We start from the raw sequence: 14,728 nt of genomic DNA on the forward strand, positions 1-14,728 counted from the left end.
GCCCCTCAACCCCGGGCGGCAAACGGCCCGCGCCCTGGACGGGCGCGGGCCGGTGGACCGTGTTCGTCCTACTTGGACGGCTCGGGCAGCTTGCAGTCGACCTTGGGGTTGGCCCCGATGTAGTTGAGCGGTCCGGCCACGATCGTGACCAGGATCGTGCCGGCCTCGGCGCAGTTGGTGTCGTCGCCGCTGTAGTAGCCCCGCTGGCCGCCGGCGATGGCGCCGATCACCAGCCAGATCACGACGATGACTCCGAGTATCGAGGTGCCGCGCATCGCTGCCTCCTGAAGGAATGTGGTGGATCTGAGGTGCAGGCGTTGTACCCAATCGGGTCGCGCGGCTAACGGTGGGCGTCCGGCCCCTACGCCGGATCCTCCGTCCGGCCGATGCCGTCCGCCGTCGGTACCGCGTCGGCATCGGCCGCCCGCATCGCGTCCCGACGGTCGGCTATCGGATCGCCGACCGACCCGGCCGCGGTACGGGCGACCGGACGTAGAACTGCCTCACGGCCCCGCCGAGGAGGACCCATGAACGCGCCGACCCCATTTCTGTCCATCGACCGCCCCGAGGACGTCGCGGTCGCGGCCCGCGCGCTCGCCGGCGGCGCGGTCGTCGCGGTGGCGTTCGCCAACTTCTACGCGATCGTCACCCGGCCGGACGCGACCACCGTCCGCCGGGTCAACCTGGCCAAGGGCCGCCCGGTCCACCAGGTCGGCAGCATCACCACCGCCATCGGACGGATCCCGGGAATGTTCGACTGGTCCCGGATCTCGCCCCGGTTGCCGATCGGCCGGGTGCGGGCGCTGATGGACGCCCTCTACGGCGCCGGGCCGTTCGGCTTCCGGGGCCCCGCCGCCGACCGGCTGCCCGAACACCTCACCCAGCTCGACCACGGCCTGCGTACCACCCAGGTCATCGCTCCCGGTCTGACCTGCCCGTCCAACACGTTCTTCGAGCGGGCGCTCGCCGAGACCGGCACCGATCACCTCTACATCACGTCGGCGAACCGGTCCCGACACCACACCGGGGTGGTCGAGGAGCCGGCGCACTGGAAGGCCGGCGCGCTCGCCGCCGACTTCGCCCACCTCGACGACCTGGTGGTGCTCGCCCACCCGGACGAGGCGGCCGCCCGCGCCGCCTACCCCGGCTACCTCACCACCTCGGTGAGCCTGCTCTCCTTCCACGCGCCGGAGTGCGAGCTGGAGGAGCCGCCGGTACTGACCGTGGACCGGCACGGTTCGCTGCACCTGGACGACGTACGCCGGGCCGCCGCTCCGCTGGGCCTTCAGGTGCGCCTCGGCAACACCGCCGGGCGACGGTTGCAGGTCCGGGGGTACGCGGAATTGCTGGTGTGAGCCACCACCGGATCGGCCTGCCGGTGCTGGCCGGTGCGGGGAGTCAGTGCGGCGGGGCGGGGGACTCCGGCGGTTTGCCGCGACTGCGGCGATAGTCGGCGTACGCGACGCCGGCCAACACCAGCAGGGCGCCGAGGGAGGCGCACAGCGGCGGCAGGTACATCGCCGCCGGCGCGATCGTCAGCAGCGCCAGGAGGCCGCCGGCCCTCGACGGCGACACCCGGCTGAACACCTCGTACTCGAATGAGGACCGGCCGACCAGGAACAGCGCCGGGCCGCCGAGGATCACCGCCACCCAGGCCGGCGGCGTACGGCCGGGGTCGTCGTGCAGCACCAGGTCGAACCCGGAGGCCGTGACCACCACTCCGGAGATCATCAGCAGGTGGGTGTACGGCGCGGTGAACAGGAACTTGCCCGGCGCCCCGGACATCTTGATCGCCGTCGGCAGCAGCTGGCCGGACTTGTGGACGTAGATCCGCCAGAGCAGCAGGGTGGTCGCGAACGCCACGGCGAACGACGCGATGTTCTGCGCCGCGGAGTGGGCCAGGTTGAACATGGTGCCGATCGTCAGGATGGCGTCGCCGAGGGCGATGATGAAGAACTGCTGGTACCGCTCGGAGAGGTGCTCGGCCGTGACGTTGCGCTGCGGCTCCGGCACCACCCCCAACCCGGGCACCGGGTACGCGAGCCGGAAGCCGCCGTAGTCGATGGCGAGCGCGATGGCCCAGCACGCCAGCCGGGCGTCGCCGCTGACGAAGCCGCCGATGATCCAGGGGATCGCCGACACGGCGAACCAGACGAAGATGCGCACGGCCCTGCGCTGGGTCTGCGGTTCCCGGCGCACGGCCGGCACCAGGAACAGCCCGCGCCCGAGGTGGATGGCCACGTACGTGGCGGCGAAGACGATTCCCCGTGCGCCGAACGCCTCCGGGATCGCGGTGGTCATCAACAGGGCGCCGAACATCACGGCGCTGATCAGGAGCTTGATCTCGGTGCGGTCCGGGTCGTACAGGTCGGTGACGAGGGTGGTGATCGCCCACGTCCACCAGACGGCGGCCAGCAGGATCAACGACTGACCGGCCCGATGCCAGTCGAGCTGGTTGACCATGCCCCGCGAGATGAGGGCGAGCGCGACCACGTACACCAGGTCGAAGAAGAGTTCGAGCAGCGTCACCCGGCGGGGGGCATCCGGGTCGCGCACCGGCGGTCGGCTCTTGCGGTGCCCGGGCTCCGGCGCGGAGAGGTGCACGATTGCTCCTGCGGTGCCGGTGGACGCGGCGAGCCATCCGGCCCACCTCGACCGACGCTAGCCAGCGGTCGGACGCGCCACTCCGGATTCGTCTGGTCGTCCCCCGACCGGGGAGGCGGTTGATCGACTCGGCTCTCCTGAGGCCGGGGTGTCCGGGCGGGTGGAATGGCCCGGTTTTCGGGACATCGGGTCGATCACGGCCCTGGCTCTCGGCCCCCGACTGCTCCGCCACAACGACGGAACCCCCGGGCCGACCGTCGGGAAGACGGGCGCCCGGGGGTTCGCTGTCGGCTCTCAGCCCTGGCTGCCACCCGGCAACACCGCGGTCGCCTGGTCACCGGCACCGGCCAGCACCCGCGCCTGCTGGGGCCAGGTGGCCAACGCGGGTGCCGCACGTAGACCGGCGGTCCGGATCAGGTCGCGCAGCGCCGGCTCGTCCAGCTCGCCGAGCTGGCGGTAGGTGCGTACGCCGGCCGCCTGCAACGCGGCCGCCATCTTCGGCCCGACCCCCTGGATCCGGCGGAAGTCGTCCGCCGGGCCCGTCGGTTCGGTGTCCGCCTGCGTCGGCGTGGTCTCGGCCATCCGGACCGGCGGGGCGGCCCGCACCGGCTCGGCGTCCTCGACGTCCGCCGAGGTCGCGCCCGCCGCAACCGCCGGCGTCGCCTCGGCCGGGGTGACCTCGGCGTCCGTGGTCTCGGCCGGGCTGGTCTCGGCGTCCGTGGTCTCGGCCTGCGTGACCTTGGCCTCGGTGGTCTCCGCCGGGCTGGTCTGCGCCGGGATGGCCTCGGCCTCGGTGGTCTCGGCCGGGTTGGTCTCCGCCTGCGCGACCTCCGCCGGGGTTGCCTCGGCGTGGGACGCCTCGGACGGCAGGGTGTCGATGCTGTCGTCCATCGGCTGCCGCGGGGCGATCACCGTCGCCGGGGCGGGCTGCTCGTCGACCGCGACCGGCTCCGGTTCCGCCGCGACCGCGGGCGGTTCGTCGACCGCGTCGGTCCGCTCGGTGGCGGGGACGGGCGGCGGGGCGTCGGTGAGGGCGATGTCGCCCGTGTCGACGGCGTCCGGGGCGGAGTCGTCCCGCGTGGTCACCGCAGCCGGTGCGCTGACCGTGTCCGCCGGGGTCGGCTGCTCGGTGACCGCGGCCGGGGGGGCGTCCACGGCCGCCGCCGGGGAGGCCTCGTCGGTGGCGGCCGGCGGCACCGGAGCGTCGATCACGGCCAGGCCGGCGACGGGGTCACCGTCCACGATCGACTGACCCTGCCCGCTGGCCCGCGTGTCCTGCCGGCCGCGCAGCAACCATCCGGCGGCCAGGCCCAGCAACAACGCCAGTACCACTATCAGCGAGTGTCCGATAGACCACTCCACGGCGAACCTCCCTCTCATTTCATCGAAAAAGTCACGAGAAAAACTCGCCGCAGCTTTGCACACGTGCTTTGCCGATGACAGAGAGGACCGGTCGTCGGCACGATGGTCGGGACGGTCACCTCGGGTGGTGCCTGACGGGTGACGCAGCGTCGCAGCCACGGCAGGACGGAACCGGCGGGCCCCGTGCGCCGTTCGACGGCGTTCCGCGCGACGACCAGGGCCGGGCCCCGGGGTGACCGCCGCACACGCAGCGACCCGGGTCGGCGCCGTGTCGCCGTGCCCGGGTCGGTGGTGCCGCGCTCAGTCCTCGTCGCCCTCGTAGGTGTGGAAGTCGTCGACGAAGCGGCGCCGCAGCGGGGGCACCCGACTGGTCACTCCGAAGTAGCCGCCCGCGGCGAGCAACGCGAGTCGGCCCACCACGCCGAAGATCAGCGAGATGCCCTTGCGGACCCGCTCGGGTACGAGGTCGCGGGTCTGCGCGGTCAGCGGAATGCGGGTGTGGATGTTGATGGTGCCGGCGTCGCGGGTGACCGCGTGTGGCAGGTACTGGTGGCGTACCGCCGAGTGTGTGCCATCCGCCGCCACCAGCAGGTCGCCGATGGCGCTGGTCCCGTCGGCGAAGTACGCGGTGACCGTGCCGTCGTCGTGCTGCTCGTACCGGACGAAGGTCTTGTCGAAACGCACCACGTCGCCCAGGTCGGTCAGCAACACCTGGCGCAGCACCATCCGGGCCACCGAGTGTTCGGTGCGCACCGGGTCGACGGCCGGCCGCAACTCGCACGAGGCGGTCTGGCGCAGCCGTTGGGTGACGACGTTGAAGTAGCTCGGCGGCCGGGCGCAGGTGGCCAGGAACGTGGCGACAGCTTCGGCGGCAGGCACTCGCGCAGCGCCCGGCTGCCGGTGGGGCCGATGCCCACCCGGTAACCGAGCAGCCCTTCGGCGCTGTGGTGGTGCCGTTCGTAGACGGCGACGCTGATCCCGGCGCGACGCAGCCCGTGCGCGAGGCGCAGCCCGCCGGTGCCGGCGCCGATGATCAGGACGTGCGGCGGGGCGCTGGACCTGTCAGCCGGCCGGGTGGGGCGCCGCCACGTCGGCCGCGTCCCAGCGGTAGAAGCAGTCGGCGATGGCGTCCTGGGGGGAGCGCCAGGTCGACAGGTACGGCGAGGTGTGGGCGGCGAGTCGCTCGTTGACCTGCTGGAAGAGCGGGTGGTTGCGGGCGGCGGCGAGGGCGCCCGGGTCGACGTCCGAGGTCTCGATGAGGTGCACGAACACGTCGTGCAGGCAGTACAGGGACCGGTGCGTGACGCCGGTCAGACCGGGCAGTTCGGTGGCGTCGGACTCGGCGAAGATCTGGGCGACCCGCTCCTCCGCGCCCGGGATGATCCGGTTGACGATCAGTAGACGACTCATAGGAACCCTTCCGCCGGTGGCCGATCCCGGCCCGTGGGCCGGTGGTCACGTGCTCGTTGCGCCCACCGTGCCGCAGGGTGTGTCACGTCACCGTCACGTGCGTCACCCGGCCGATGACGGCCGGGCGGCGGGCTCCCGGCCGACGGCCGCCGGGCGGGTGGCCGCCCGGATCGGGGCGAGCGTGTCGTCGAGCAGGGCGCTCATCGCCGGGCTGGGCTCCAGGCGTAGCTCCCGGCGCAACAGGTCACGGTAGACGTAGAAGGCGTGCACGGCCTCGAAGGCGTTGCCCTCGGCGAGATGGATGCGCACCACCAGCCGGTGTGGCGTCTCGCGCAGCGGCTCGGCGGCCATCGCCTCCAACGCGGCATCCAGCGCCTCGCCGTGCCGCCCCGCCGCGAGGTGCTGCGCGGCCACCTGCTCCAGCATGTGCAGGCGCAGTTGTCGCAGCCGTTCCCGGTCCAGCAGCACCCAGTCGTCGTACCAGCCGGGCAGCAGGTCGTGCCGGCCGGCGGCGAGCGCCCCGGCGGTGGTCCGCGGGTCGTCACCGTTGCGGACGCGCGCGGCCGTCTGCACGAGGTCGTCCACGTCGACCCGTACCGCCGGTGCCAGTCGGACCGTGTCGCCGGCCACGACCATCGGGCAGCACGGATCCTGCCGCAGCCGCCACAGCGCGGTACGCAGCGACGACAGCGCCCGGTCCTCCGACACGTCGGGCCAGAGCAGCCCGGCCAGCTGGCTGCGGGTCGCGCCGGGACGCAGCCCGATCAGCGCGATCACCCGTTGCAGACCGCGCGGCACCACGATGTGCGCGGTGGCGCGCAGGAGCCGGAAACCGCCGAGCAGGTGCAGTGCGAGGTCGGCCTCGTCGGGACCTGCGGCGGTCGGCACGGACGGCTCAGCGGCCACGGCGGCACCCCCTGCGGAACGCTCGTCCCGACTGTCTGCTGTGTCCCGGATCGGCTGCCACCTCGCCGCCGTCGACCCCGTCGACGGAATGCGACCACGGCTGTGAAGGCGCGGCATCGCCCGCCGGAGCCGCCGGGTTGACCACCGTGAAGATTATCAATAGTGGTCACGGTGAGTCAACGCCGATGTTGGCCTTCCCTCAGCCGTGCTCAACCGTGAGATCCGTTCTGAACTGCTAGAACATCGATCTCTCGGGTCGGGGCCGCACACATGGGACGCATAGCTCATACACAGGTTGCGTCAACGCAGCGTCACCGTGCAGCGCTGCCGGTCGGTCCGCCGCGGTGACGCCGCCGTGACGACGACTGCCGCATCGTGGCGGCAGTCGTCCAGCACGTCCGGAGGTTCACCGGCCGGCCCGGACGCCGTTGGGGGGAGGCCCAGCCATGGACCGATCGCTGATCGTCGCGAAGGTCGTACCGACCGCCGAGGAACAGGTCGCCGACATCTTCGCCGAGTCGGACGCGACCGAGCTGCCGCGCCTGGTCGGCGTCCGGCACCGCTCGCTGTACCGACTGCACGACCTCTACGTGCACCTGCTCGACACCGAGCATCCGGCGCAGGAGGCGGTGGAGGCCGCCCGTGGTCACCCCGAGTTCGTCCGGGTCAGCGACCGCCTGCGGCCGTACGTCTCGCCGTACCTGCCGACCTGGCGCTCGCCGCGCGACGCGATGGCGCACTGCTTCTACCGGTTCGACGCCCCGGACGCCGGGGGGCGTTCGTGACCGCCCCCGCCGGGCACGCGGAGCAACTCTGGTCCCGCTGCGCCGGCTGTGCGAGTCTGCTCTACCGCAAGCGGCTGCGACGCAACCTGGACGTCTGCCCGGAGTGCGGTGAGCACACCCGGCTCGGCGCCCCGGAACGCCTGCGGCAGCTCGTGGACCCGGGGTCCCTGCGCCTCCTGCCCGACCGGCTGCCCGAGGCGGACCCGCTCGACTTCGTCGACGTGCTGCCGTACCCGCACCGGCTCAGCGCCGCGCGGGCCAGCACGGGCCTGGCCGAGGCGGTCCTCTGCGGGACCGCCACCATCGGCGGACAGCCGACCGCTCTGGCCGTGATGGACTTCCGCTTCCTCGGCGGCAGCCTCGGCTGCGCGGTGGGTGAGCTCATCACCCGAACCGCCGAGCGGGCGCTGGACGACCGCGTGCCGCTCATCCTGGTCACCGCGTCCGGTGGGGCACGGATGCAGGAGGGCGCCCTGTCGCTGATGCAGATGGCCACGGTCAGCCAGGCCATCGCCGCGCTGCGCGAGGCGGGTCTGCTCACCGTCAGCGTGCTCACCGACCCGACCTACGGAGGGGTGGCGGCGTCGTTCGCCACCAACACCGACCTGGTGCTCGCCGAGAGTGGCGCCCGGATGGGTTTCGCCGGACCACGGGTGATCCGCCAGGTCACCGGCCGGGCGCTGCCGGAGGGCTTCCAGACCGCCGACTTTCTGCTGCGCCACGGTCAGGTGGACATGGTGGTGCAACGCCGGTCGCTGCGGGGTCGACTGGCGGCGTTGCTGGCCGCGGCCCGCGCCGGCCGTCCGGCGCGTGCGCCCGTACCCCGTCAGGAGCCGGCGCGACACCACGAGCGCCTGGCCGGCGCGGCCCCGACGGTCCCGCCGGCGGAGGCCGACGGCCACCGCCCGGTCGGGGAGCGGCCGGCCGACGACGGCCCGACACCTGCGGTACGCGACGCGTGGGACACCGTGCGCACGGCCCGTCACCCGGGTCGACCCACCACCCTGGACTATCTCGACTCGGTCTTCGACGGGTTCGTCGAGCTGCACGGCGACCGGCTCGGCGGGGACTGCCCCGCCATCGTCGGCGGTGTCGCCCGGCTGGCCGGCCGGCACGTCATGGTCATCGGCCACCAGAAGGGGCACACCACCGCCGACCTGGTCGCCCGCAACTTCGGGATGGCCAGCCCCGCCGGGCACCGCAAGGCGCTGCGACTGATGCGTCTCGCCGCCCGCCTCGGCCTGCCGGTGGTCACTCTCGTCGACACCCCCGGCGCCGACCCGGGAATCAGCGCCGAGGAGCAGGGCCAGGCGGCAGCCATCGCGGAGAACATCCTCACCCTCACCGTGCTGCCCACCCCCGTCCTCGCGGTGATCACCGGTGAGGGCGGCAGCGGTGGCGCGCTGGCCCTCGCCGTCGCCGACCGGGTGCTGATGCTCCAACACGCCGTCTATTCGGTGATCAGCCCGGAGGGCTGCGCCGCCATCCTCTGGCCGGACCGCTCCGCCGCGCCGCAGGCCGCCCGCGCGCTCCGGCTGACCGCACCCGACCTGTGTCGCCTCGGCGTCGTCGACGAGATCGTCCCCGAACCGGCGACGGCCGCCCACGACGACCCCGCGGAGACCGCCCGACGGCTGCGCGCCGCGCTGCTGGCGAACCTGCTGCCGCTGCTGGACGTGCCGCCCGCCATGCTGGTCCGCCTGCGGCGGCAGCGGTTCCGCCGGTTCGGCGCCCCTCGCGCCGGTGCCCGGGCGGGTGCCCGATGACCGCCGCGCCCACGGTCTCCACCGTGGACGGTCCGAACGGCCGACCCGACGTGGACGGCCGAACCGACGCCGAGGGCCGCGCCGACGCCGAGAGCCCGAGCGCGGCGCAGAGCGGCCCCGAGCCGGCCGACGCCCGCGACGGTGTCCGCCCGGACGGACGTCAGCCGGCGGACGGGCACCCGAGGACCGACGCGGACGGCGAGGAGGTGCTGGTCGGGCTGCGTCGACAGGCGCAACACCTGCTTGCCGAACTCCCCGGTCCGGTGCGTCGGATCCGGTTGTGCAGCGGGACGACGGTGCTGGAGGTCCAGTGGCACCCGGCCGAGGCGGCTGCCCGGCCGGACGTACCCGGGGCACTGCCGCCGGCCGGCGCCACACCGTCGGCGGGCGCGGGCGTGCCCGGCCCGCCGGGCGCGCTGATCCGGCCGCCGGTCCCCGGGCGCGCGGCGGTCCGGGCGCCGATCGTCGGCACGTTCTACCGCGCGCCGGAGCCCGGCGCGAGGCCGTTCGTCGCGGTGGGCGACCTGGTCAGCCCCGGGCAGCCGGTCGCGATCGTCGAGGCGATGAAGCTGATGAACGAGGTGACCGCCGACCGGGCCGGGCGGGTGGCCGCGATCCTCGTCGAGGACGGCCAGCCGGTGGAGTACGACCAGCCACTGGTCGAGCTGGATCCGGCCTGACGGCGGGGATGGGTGAACCATGTTCGAGACCGTGCTGATCGCCAACCGGGGTGAGATCGCGCTGCGGGTGCTGCGGGCGTGTCGGGAGCTGGGTGTGCGCACGGCGGTGGTCTACTCCGCCGCCGACGCCGACTCGGCGGCCGTGCGCCTCGCCGACCAGGCCGTCCGCATCGGGCCGGCGTCGAGCCGACGCAGCTACCTCAACGCCGCCGCGATCGTGGAGGCGGCCCGGCAGGTGGGCGCGCAGGCCGTGCATCCCGGGTACGGCTTCCTCTCCGAGGACGCCGACTTCGCCGAGATCTGCGTGGACAACGGCCTGACGTTCATCGGCCCGCCGCCGGCGGTGATGGCGGCGCTGGCCGACAAGTCCTCGGCCCGGGCCCTCATGAGCCGGGCCGGGCTGCCGCTGCCGGCGGGCAGCGTCGCGCCGGTGGCGACCGCCGCCGCGGCGGCCGAGGTCGCCGACGCCGTCGGCTACCCGGTGATCGTGAAGGCCGCCGCCGGGGGCGGGGGCCGGGGGATGACCGTGGTGCGCCGTCCGGCCGAGCTGGCCCGGGCGTACGCGCGGACACGGGCCGCCGCGCAGGCCGCCTTCGGCGACGACCGGGTGTACGTCGAGCGGTACCTCACCGAGGCCCGGCACGTCGAGGTGCAGGTGCTCTGCGACTCCCACGGCAACGGCGTGCACCTGGGCACCCGGGACTGCTCGGTGCAGCGCCGGCACCAGAAACTCATCGAGGAGGCGCCTGCTCCGGCGCTGTCCGCCGCGGCGCTCGACGCCATCGCCGAGACCGCGCTGCGGGGTGCCCTGGAGGTCGGCTTCGTCGGCGCGGGCACGCTGGAGTTCCTGGTGGACGCCGAGGAACGCTTCCACTTCCTGGAGATCAACTGTCGGATCCAGGTGGAACATCCCGTCACCGAGATGGTCACCGGGATCGACCTGGTGCACGAGCAGCTGCACATCGCGGCCGGGGTGCCGCTGCGGTGGCGGCAGGAGGAGATCCAGCTGCACGGCGTCGCCGTGGAGTGCCGCGTCAACACCGAGGACCCGGAGCGGGGCTTCGCGCCCACGCCCGGCCGCCTGGAGCGGTTCACCCCGCCCGGCGGCCCGTTCACCCGCGTGGACACCCACGCCAGCGCCGGCTACCTGGTCGGCCCCTGGTACGACTCGCTGCTGGCCAAGGTGATCGTCTGGGCGCCCGACCGGGAGCTGGCGCTCAACCGGCTGGAGCGTGCCCTGGAGGAGTTCGACATCGCCGGGCCGGGCATGCACACGACCATCGGGTTCGTCCGGCGGGTGCTCGACGACGCCGCGTTCCGCAAGGGCCGCTACACCACTGGCCTGGTCGACCGCCTGCTCGCTGCTTCGCCGCCGGTGCCCGCGCAGCGGCCGACGGCCACCCCCACACCCCGCGCCGCGCCCGCCGCGGAGCCCGACGTATCCAACCGGAGGACCCGATGACCGTCACCCATGGTCGCCCGATGACCGCCGAGATCACCGACATCCTGGTGGCGCACTGCGGACTGGACGCCGACGCCGCCGCGCGGGCGCCCGCCGCGTCACTTGAAGAGCTGGGCATGGACTCGCTCGCCCTGCTGGAACTCTCCGCGGTCGTCGCCGACCGGTGGCAGGTGAGCATCCCCGAGCAGGCCGGGCAGCTGAGCATCCCGGCGGTGGCCGACCTGGTCGCCCGGCGCACCGACCCGCCCGGGCACACCGAGAACTCGGTGGTCATCGACGCGCCGCTCGCGCTGGTCTGGGACGTCACCAACGACGTGGCGAACTGGACCGAGCTGTTCACCGAGTACGCCGTGGTGGAGATCCTGCACCGCGACGGGCACACCGTGCGGTTCCGGCTCACCATGCACCCCGACGAGGCCGGGGTGGCGTGGAGCTGGGTCAGCGAACGCACCGCCGACCCGGTCAGCCGACAGGTGCGGGCGCACCGGGTGGAGACCGGGCCGTTCGAGTACATGCGGATCCACTGGCGCTACACCGAGGAGGCCGGCGGCACCCGGATGACCTGGACGCAGGACTTCGCCATGAAGCCCACCGCGCCTGTCGACAACGCCGGGATGACCGAGCGGATCAACACCAACAGCGTCATCCAACTCGCGGTGATCAAGGACCGGGTGGAGCGGATCGCCCGGCAGCGCGAGGAGCAGAACAGCCCGGCGGCCGGCGCCGCGCAGGACAGCCCGGTTGCCGCCGGCGAGTCGACGGGGGCCGGCGATGAGTGACCTGGGCACCCGGCCGATCGGCGCGGCGGACGTACCGGCCGACCGGCGGCGCGGCGGCGAACTGCGGGTGCTGCTCGGGCCCCGCACCGTCGGCAGCACCTCGGGCTTCCTCGGGGTGGCCACCCTCGCGCCGGGGGAGCGGATCGCCGAGCACTACCACCCGTACAGCGAGGAGTTCCTGTACGTGGCGCGTGGCGCGATCACGGTCGACCTGGACGACCAGCCCACCGAGGTCGCGGCCGGGGAGGCGCTGTTCGTGCCGGTCAACGTGCGGCACCGGCTGCGCAACACCGGGTCCGAGCCGGCCGAGGTGGTCTTCCACCTGGGCCCGCTGGCCCCGCGTCCGGAGCTGGGACACGTCGACACGGAGCTGGTCGAGCAACGGGGCGGGTCGTGAGCGGGCGTCGCACGGTGGTGACCGGCATCGGGGTGGTCGCTCCCGGCGGCGCCAGCCGGGACCGCTTCTGGAAGACCATCACCGAGGGACGTACGGCCACCCGGCGGATCAGCTTCTTCGACCCGTCGCCGTTCCGCTCCCAGATCGCCGCCGAGTGCGACTTCGACCCGATCGCCGCGGGGCTCACCGACGCCGAACGGAGCCGCGCCGACCGGTACGTGCAGTTCGCGCTGGCCTGCTCCACCGAGGCGATCGCCGACGCCGGCCTGGTGCTCAGCGACGCCGAGCGGGACCGCGCCGGGGTGGTGCTCGGCACCGCCGTGGGCGGCACGATGGCCCTGGAACAGGAGTACGTGCGGGTCAGCGACCATGGCCGGCGTTGGCTGGTCGACGCGGCGCTCGGCGGCCCGTACCTCTACCAGGCGCTGGTGCCCAGCAGCCTGGCCGCCGACGTGGCCTGCCGGCACGGGCTGCACGGCCCGGCGCAGGTGGTCTCCACCGGCTGCACGTCGGGCATCGACGCCATCGGCTACGCCCACCAGCTGATCGTGGACGGCGAGGCGGACATCGTGCTGGCCGGCGCGGCCGACTCGCCGATCTCACCGGTGACCGTCGCCTCGTTCGACGCGATCAAGGCGACCAGCCCCGACAACGACGACCCCGCGCACGCCTCCCGTCCCTTCGACGCCGACCGGCACGGGTTCGTGCTGGCCGAGGGCGCGGCGGTGCTGGTGCTGGAGGAGGCGGGGCACGCCCGCAGGCGCGGCGCCCACATCTACTGCGAGGTCGCCGGCTACGCCAGCCGCAGCAACGGCTACCACATGACCGGGCTGCGCCCGGACGGGCTGGAGATGGGCCTCGCCGTCACCGACGCGCTGCGGCAGGGCGGGATCATCCCCGAGCAGGTCTCCTACATCAGCGCCCACGGCTCCGGGACCCGCCAGAACGACAGGCACGAGACGGCCGCGTTCAAGCGGGCGCTGGGCCAGGCCGCGTACCGGGTGCCGATCAGCTCGATCAAGTCGATGGTGGGGCACTCGCTCGGCGCGATCGGGTCGATCGAGATGGCCGCCTGCGCCCTCGCGATCGAGTTCGGCGTCGTGCCGCCGACGGCCAACTGGAGCACCCGCGACCCGGAGTGCGACCTGGACTACGTACCCAACGAGGCGCGGGAGGTGCCCGTCAACGTGGCCCTGTCGGTGGGCAGCGGGTTCGGCGGCTTCCAGTCGGCGATGGTGTTCTCTCGACTGCCTCCGACGGTGCCGGCGTGAGCGCCCGCCGGGCGGTCGTCACCGGCATCGGGGTGGTCGCGCCGAGCGGCGTCGGCGTGGACGCGCACTGGCGCACCGTGCTGGCCGGCACCCGGCGCACCGGGCCGATCACCCTGTTCGACCCGGCCGGCTACCCGACCCGCTTCGGCGGCGAGGTCCCCGACTTCACTGCCGACTCCTACGCCGACAGCCGGCAACTGGTGCAGACCGACCGGTGGACGCACCTCGGCTTCGCCGCCACCCGGCTGGCGCTTACCGACGCCGGCCTGCCCGAGCGGGCACCCGACCCGTACGGCTACGCGGTGGCCCTGGCCAGCTCGTCCGGGGGCAACCTGTTCGGCCAGCGGGAGCTGCAACGGTTGTGGGGCGGGACGTCGCGCACCGTCGGCGCGTACCAGTCGATCGCCTGGTTCTACGCGGCCAGCGTCGGGCAGCTCTCCATCCACCACCAGTTCAAGGGGCCGAGCGGGGTGCTGGTCGCGGAGACGGCCGGCGGGCTGGACAGCCTCGCGCACGCCGCCCGCGCCGTACGCCGGGGCACGCCCGTGGTGATCGCCGGGGCGACCGAGTGTCCACTGAGTCCGTACGCGCTGGCCTGCCAGCTGCGCTCCGGGCTGCTCAGCGACGTCGCCGACCCGGAGCGGGCGTACCGGCCGTTCGACGCGGCGGCCAGCGGCTACCTGCCGGCCGAGGGCGGCGCGGTGTTCGTGGTGGAGGAGCTGGGGCACGCCCTGTCGCGGGGCGCCCGGATCTACGGCGAGGTGAGCGGCTGGGGCGCCACCCACGACGCCGCGCACACCACGGCCGACAGCGCCGGCGATCCGGGCCAGTACGCCCGCGCGATGCGGCTGGCCCTGGACCGGGCGGGTGTCGCGGCGGCCGGGATCGACGTGGTGCTGCCGGACGCTCTCGGTGTGCTCCGCTACGACCGCAGCGAGGCCGAGGCGTTGCGCGCCGTGTTCGCCGATCGGCCGCCCCCGGTCACCACCCAGAAGCCGTTGACCGGCCGGGCACACCAGGGCGGCTCGGCGCTGGACGTGGCCACCGCGCTGCTCGCGTTCGCGCACGACACGCTGCCCGCGTCCGCCGCCCCGGACGAGGTGGCCGACGGGTGCGAGCTGGACTTCCTGCGCGAGCATCGCCGGCCGCGCAGTCGGCTCGCGCTGGTCTGCGCGCGGGGCTTCGACGGGTTCAACAGCGCGCTGGTCCTGCGGGGGGCCGCGCCGGCGAGGGGAGAGACGCCATGAGCGAGCAGCGGGCCTGAGTGGTCTTCCTGGTCCGGGCCCGGTAGACCCCATCCAGCGGC

At 73.8% G+C, this 14,728-nt stretch carries 14 protein-coding genes and 1 pseudogene; 9 read left to right on the forward strand and 6 right to left on the reverse strand.

What is annotated here, in order from left to right; translation table 11 throughout:
- Positions 1 to 68: 68 nt before the first annotated feature.
- Positions 69 to 275 (reverse strand): hypothetical protein, encoded by a 207-nt coding sequence (locus ACFYPR_RS22745; protein WP_007460667.1) that lies wholly within the window; start codon positions 273 to 275, stop codon positions 69 to 71.
- 252 nt (positions 276 to 527) lie between these two features.
- On the opposite strand from ACFYPR_RS22745, the gene ACFYPR_RS22750 reads away from it, so the two are divergent.
- Positions 528 to 1,355, forward strand: a complete 828-nt coding sequence (locus tag ACFYPR_RS22750; RefSeq protein WP_387262311.1) for a hypothetical protein — start codon at positions 528 to 530, stop codon at positions 1,353 to 1,355.
- 43 nt (positions 1,356 to 1,398) lie between these two features.
- On the opposite strand, the gene ACFYPR_RS22755 is transcribed toward ACFYPR_RS22750, so the two are convergent.
- From ACFYPR_RS22755 to ACFYPR_RS22775, 5 genes and pseudogenes are all read right to left on the reverse strand, one after another.
- Positions 1,399 to 2,604 carry a low temperature requirement protein A gene (locus ACFYPR_RS22755; RefSeq protein WP_354862790.1) on the reverse strand — a complete coding sequence of 402 codons (1,206 nt, stop codon included), beginning with the start codon at positions 2,602 to 2,604 and terminating at the stop codon, positions 1,399 to 1,401.
- A gap of 294 nt (positions 2,605 to 2,898) precedes the next feature.
- The gene (locus tag ACFYPR_RS22760; protein ID WP_387262314.1) at positions 2,899 to 3,966 is read right to left on the reverse strand and encodes a hypothetical protein; all 1,068 of its coding nucleotides are present in this window, start codon (positions 3,964 to 3,966) and stop codon (positions 2,899 to 2,901) included.
- A 396-nt stretch (positions 3,967 to 4,362) separates the two neighbouring features.
- Positions 4,363 to 5,003: pseudogene (locus ACFYPR_RS22765) on the reverse strand (FAD-dependent oxidoreductase); the annotation flags it as partial.
- A 25-nt stretch (positions 5,004 to 5,028) separates the two neighbouring features.
- Entirely contained in the window at positions 5,029 to 5,376 is a 348-nt protein-coding gene (locus ACFYPR_RS22770; RefSeq protein WP_354862794.1) for a TcmI family type II polyketide cyclase, read from the reverse strand.
- A gap of 102 nt (positions 5,377 to 5,478) precedes the next feature.
- Positions 5,479 to 6,282 carry a BTAD domain-containing putative transcriptional regulator gene (locus ACFYPR_RS22775; protein WP_354862796.1) on the reverse strand — a complete coding sequence of 268 codons (804 nt, stop codon included), beginning with the start codon at positions 6,280 to 6,282 and terminating at the stop codon, positions 5,479 to 5,481.
- 446 nt (positions 6,283 to 6,728) lie between these two features.
- Between ACFYPR_RS22775 and ACFYPR_RS22780 the strand changes: the two genes are divergently transcribed.
- From ACFYPR_RS22780 to ACFYPR_RS22815, 8 genes are read left to right on the forward strand one after another with little or no spacing between them, the layout of a single operon-like run.
- On the forward strand, positions 6,729 to 7,067 hold the full coding sequence (locus ACFYPR_RS22780) for a TcmI family type II polyketide cyclase (protein ID WP_354862797.1): 339 nt from the start codon (positions 6,729 to 6,731) through the stop codon (positions 7,065 to 7,067).
- The gene (locus ACFYPR_RS22785; RefSeq protein WP_363939723.1) at positions 7,064 to 8,833 is read left to right on the forward strand and encodes an acetyl-CoA carboxylase carboxyltransferase subunit alpha; all 1,770 of its coding nucleotides are present in this window, start codon (positions 7,064 to 7,066) and stop codon (positions 8,831 to 8,833) included. Before ACFYPR_RS22780 ends, ACFYPR_RS22785 begins: the two co-directional genes overlap by 4 nt.
- On the forward strand, positions 8,830 to 9,513 hold the full coding sequence (locus tag ACFYPR_RS22790) for an acetyl-CoA carboxylase biotin carboxyl carrier protein (RefSeq protein ID WP_387262317.1): 684 nt from the start codon (positions 8,830 to 8,832) through the stop codon (positions 9,511 to 9,513). The genes ACFYPR_RS22785 and ACFYPR_RS22790 overlap by 4 nt, the downstream gene beginning before the upstream one ends.
- Before the next feature lie 19 nt (positions 9,514 to 9,532).
- A complete protein-coding gene (locus tag ACFYPR_RS22795) occupies positions 9,533 to 10,975 on the forward strand; it encodes an acetyl/propionyl/methylcrotonyl-CoA carboxylase subunit alpha (protein ID WP_387179827.1) in 1,443 nt (480 codons plus the stop codon).
- Positions 10,972 to 11,754 carry an SRPBCC family protein gene (locus ACFYPR_RS22800; protein ID WP_354862621.1) on the forward strand — a complete coding sequence of 261 codons (783 nt, stop codon included), beginning with the start codon at positions 10,972 to 10,974 and terminating at the stop codon, positions 11,752 to 11,754. Before ACFYPR_RS22795 ends, ACFYPR_RS22800 begins: the two co-directional genes overlap by 4 nt.
- Complete coding sequence (locus ACFYPR_RS22805) at positions 11,747 to 12,151, forward strand: cupin domain-containing protein (RefSeq protein WP_354862623.1); 405 nt, start codon at positions 11,747 to 11,749, stop codon at positions 12,149 to 12,151. Before ACFYPR_RS22800 ends, ACFYPR_RS22805 begins: the two co-directional genes overlap by 8 nt.
- The gene (locus tag ACFYPR_RS22810; protein ID WP_387179833.1) at positions 12,148 to 13,422 is read left to right on the forward strand and encodes a beta-ketoacyl-[acyl-carrier-protein] synthase family protein; all 1,275 of its coding nucleotides are present in this window, start codon (positions 12,148 to 12,150) and stop codon (positions 13,420 to 13,422) included. Before ACFYPR_RS22805 ends, ACFYPR_RS22810 begins: the two co-directional genes overlap by 4 nt.
- The gene (locus tag ACFYPR_RS22815; RefSeq protein ID WP_387179837.1) at positions 13,419 to 14,669 is read left to right on the forward strand and encodes a beta-ketoacyl synthase N-terminal-like domain-containing protein; all 1,251 of its coding nucleotides are present in this window, start codon (positions 13,419 to 13,421) and stop codon (positions 14,667 to 14,669) included. Before ACFYPR_RS22810 ends, ACFYPR_RS22815 begins: the two co-directional genes overlap by 4 nt.
- The last annotated feature ends 59 nt before the right edge of the window (positions 14,670 to 14,728 follow it).

The sequence above is a fragment of the Micromonospora sp. NPDC005254 genome (assembly GCF_042872525.1).
Taxonomy (GTDB): domain Bacteria; phylum Actinomycetota; class Actinomycetes; order Mycobacteriales; family Micromonosporaceae; genus Micromonospora.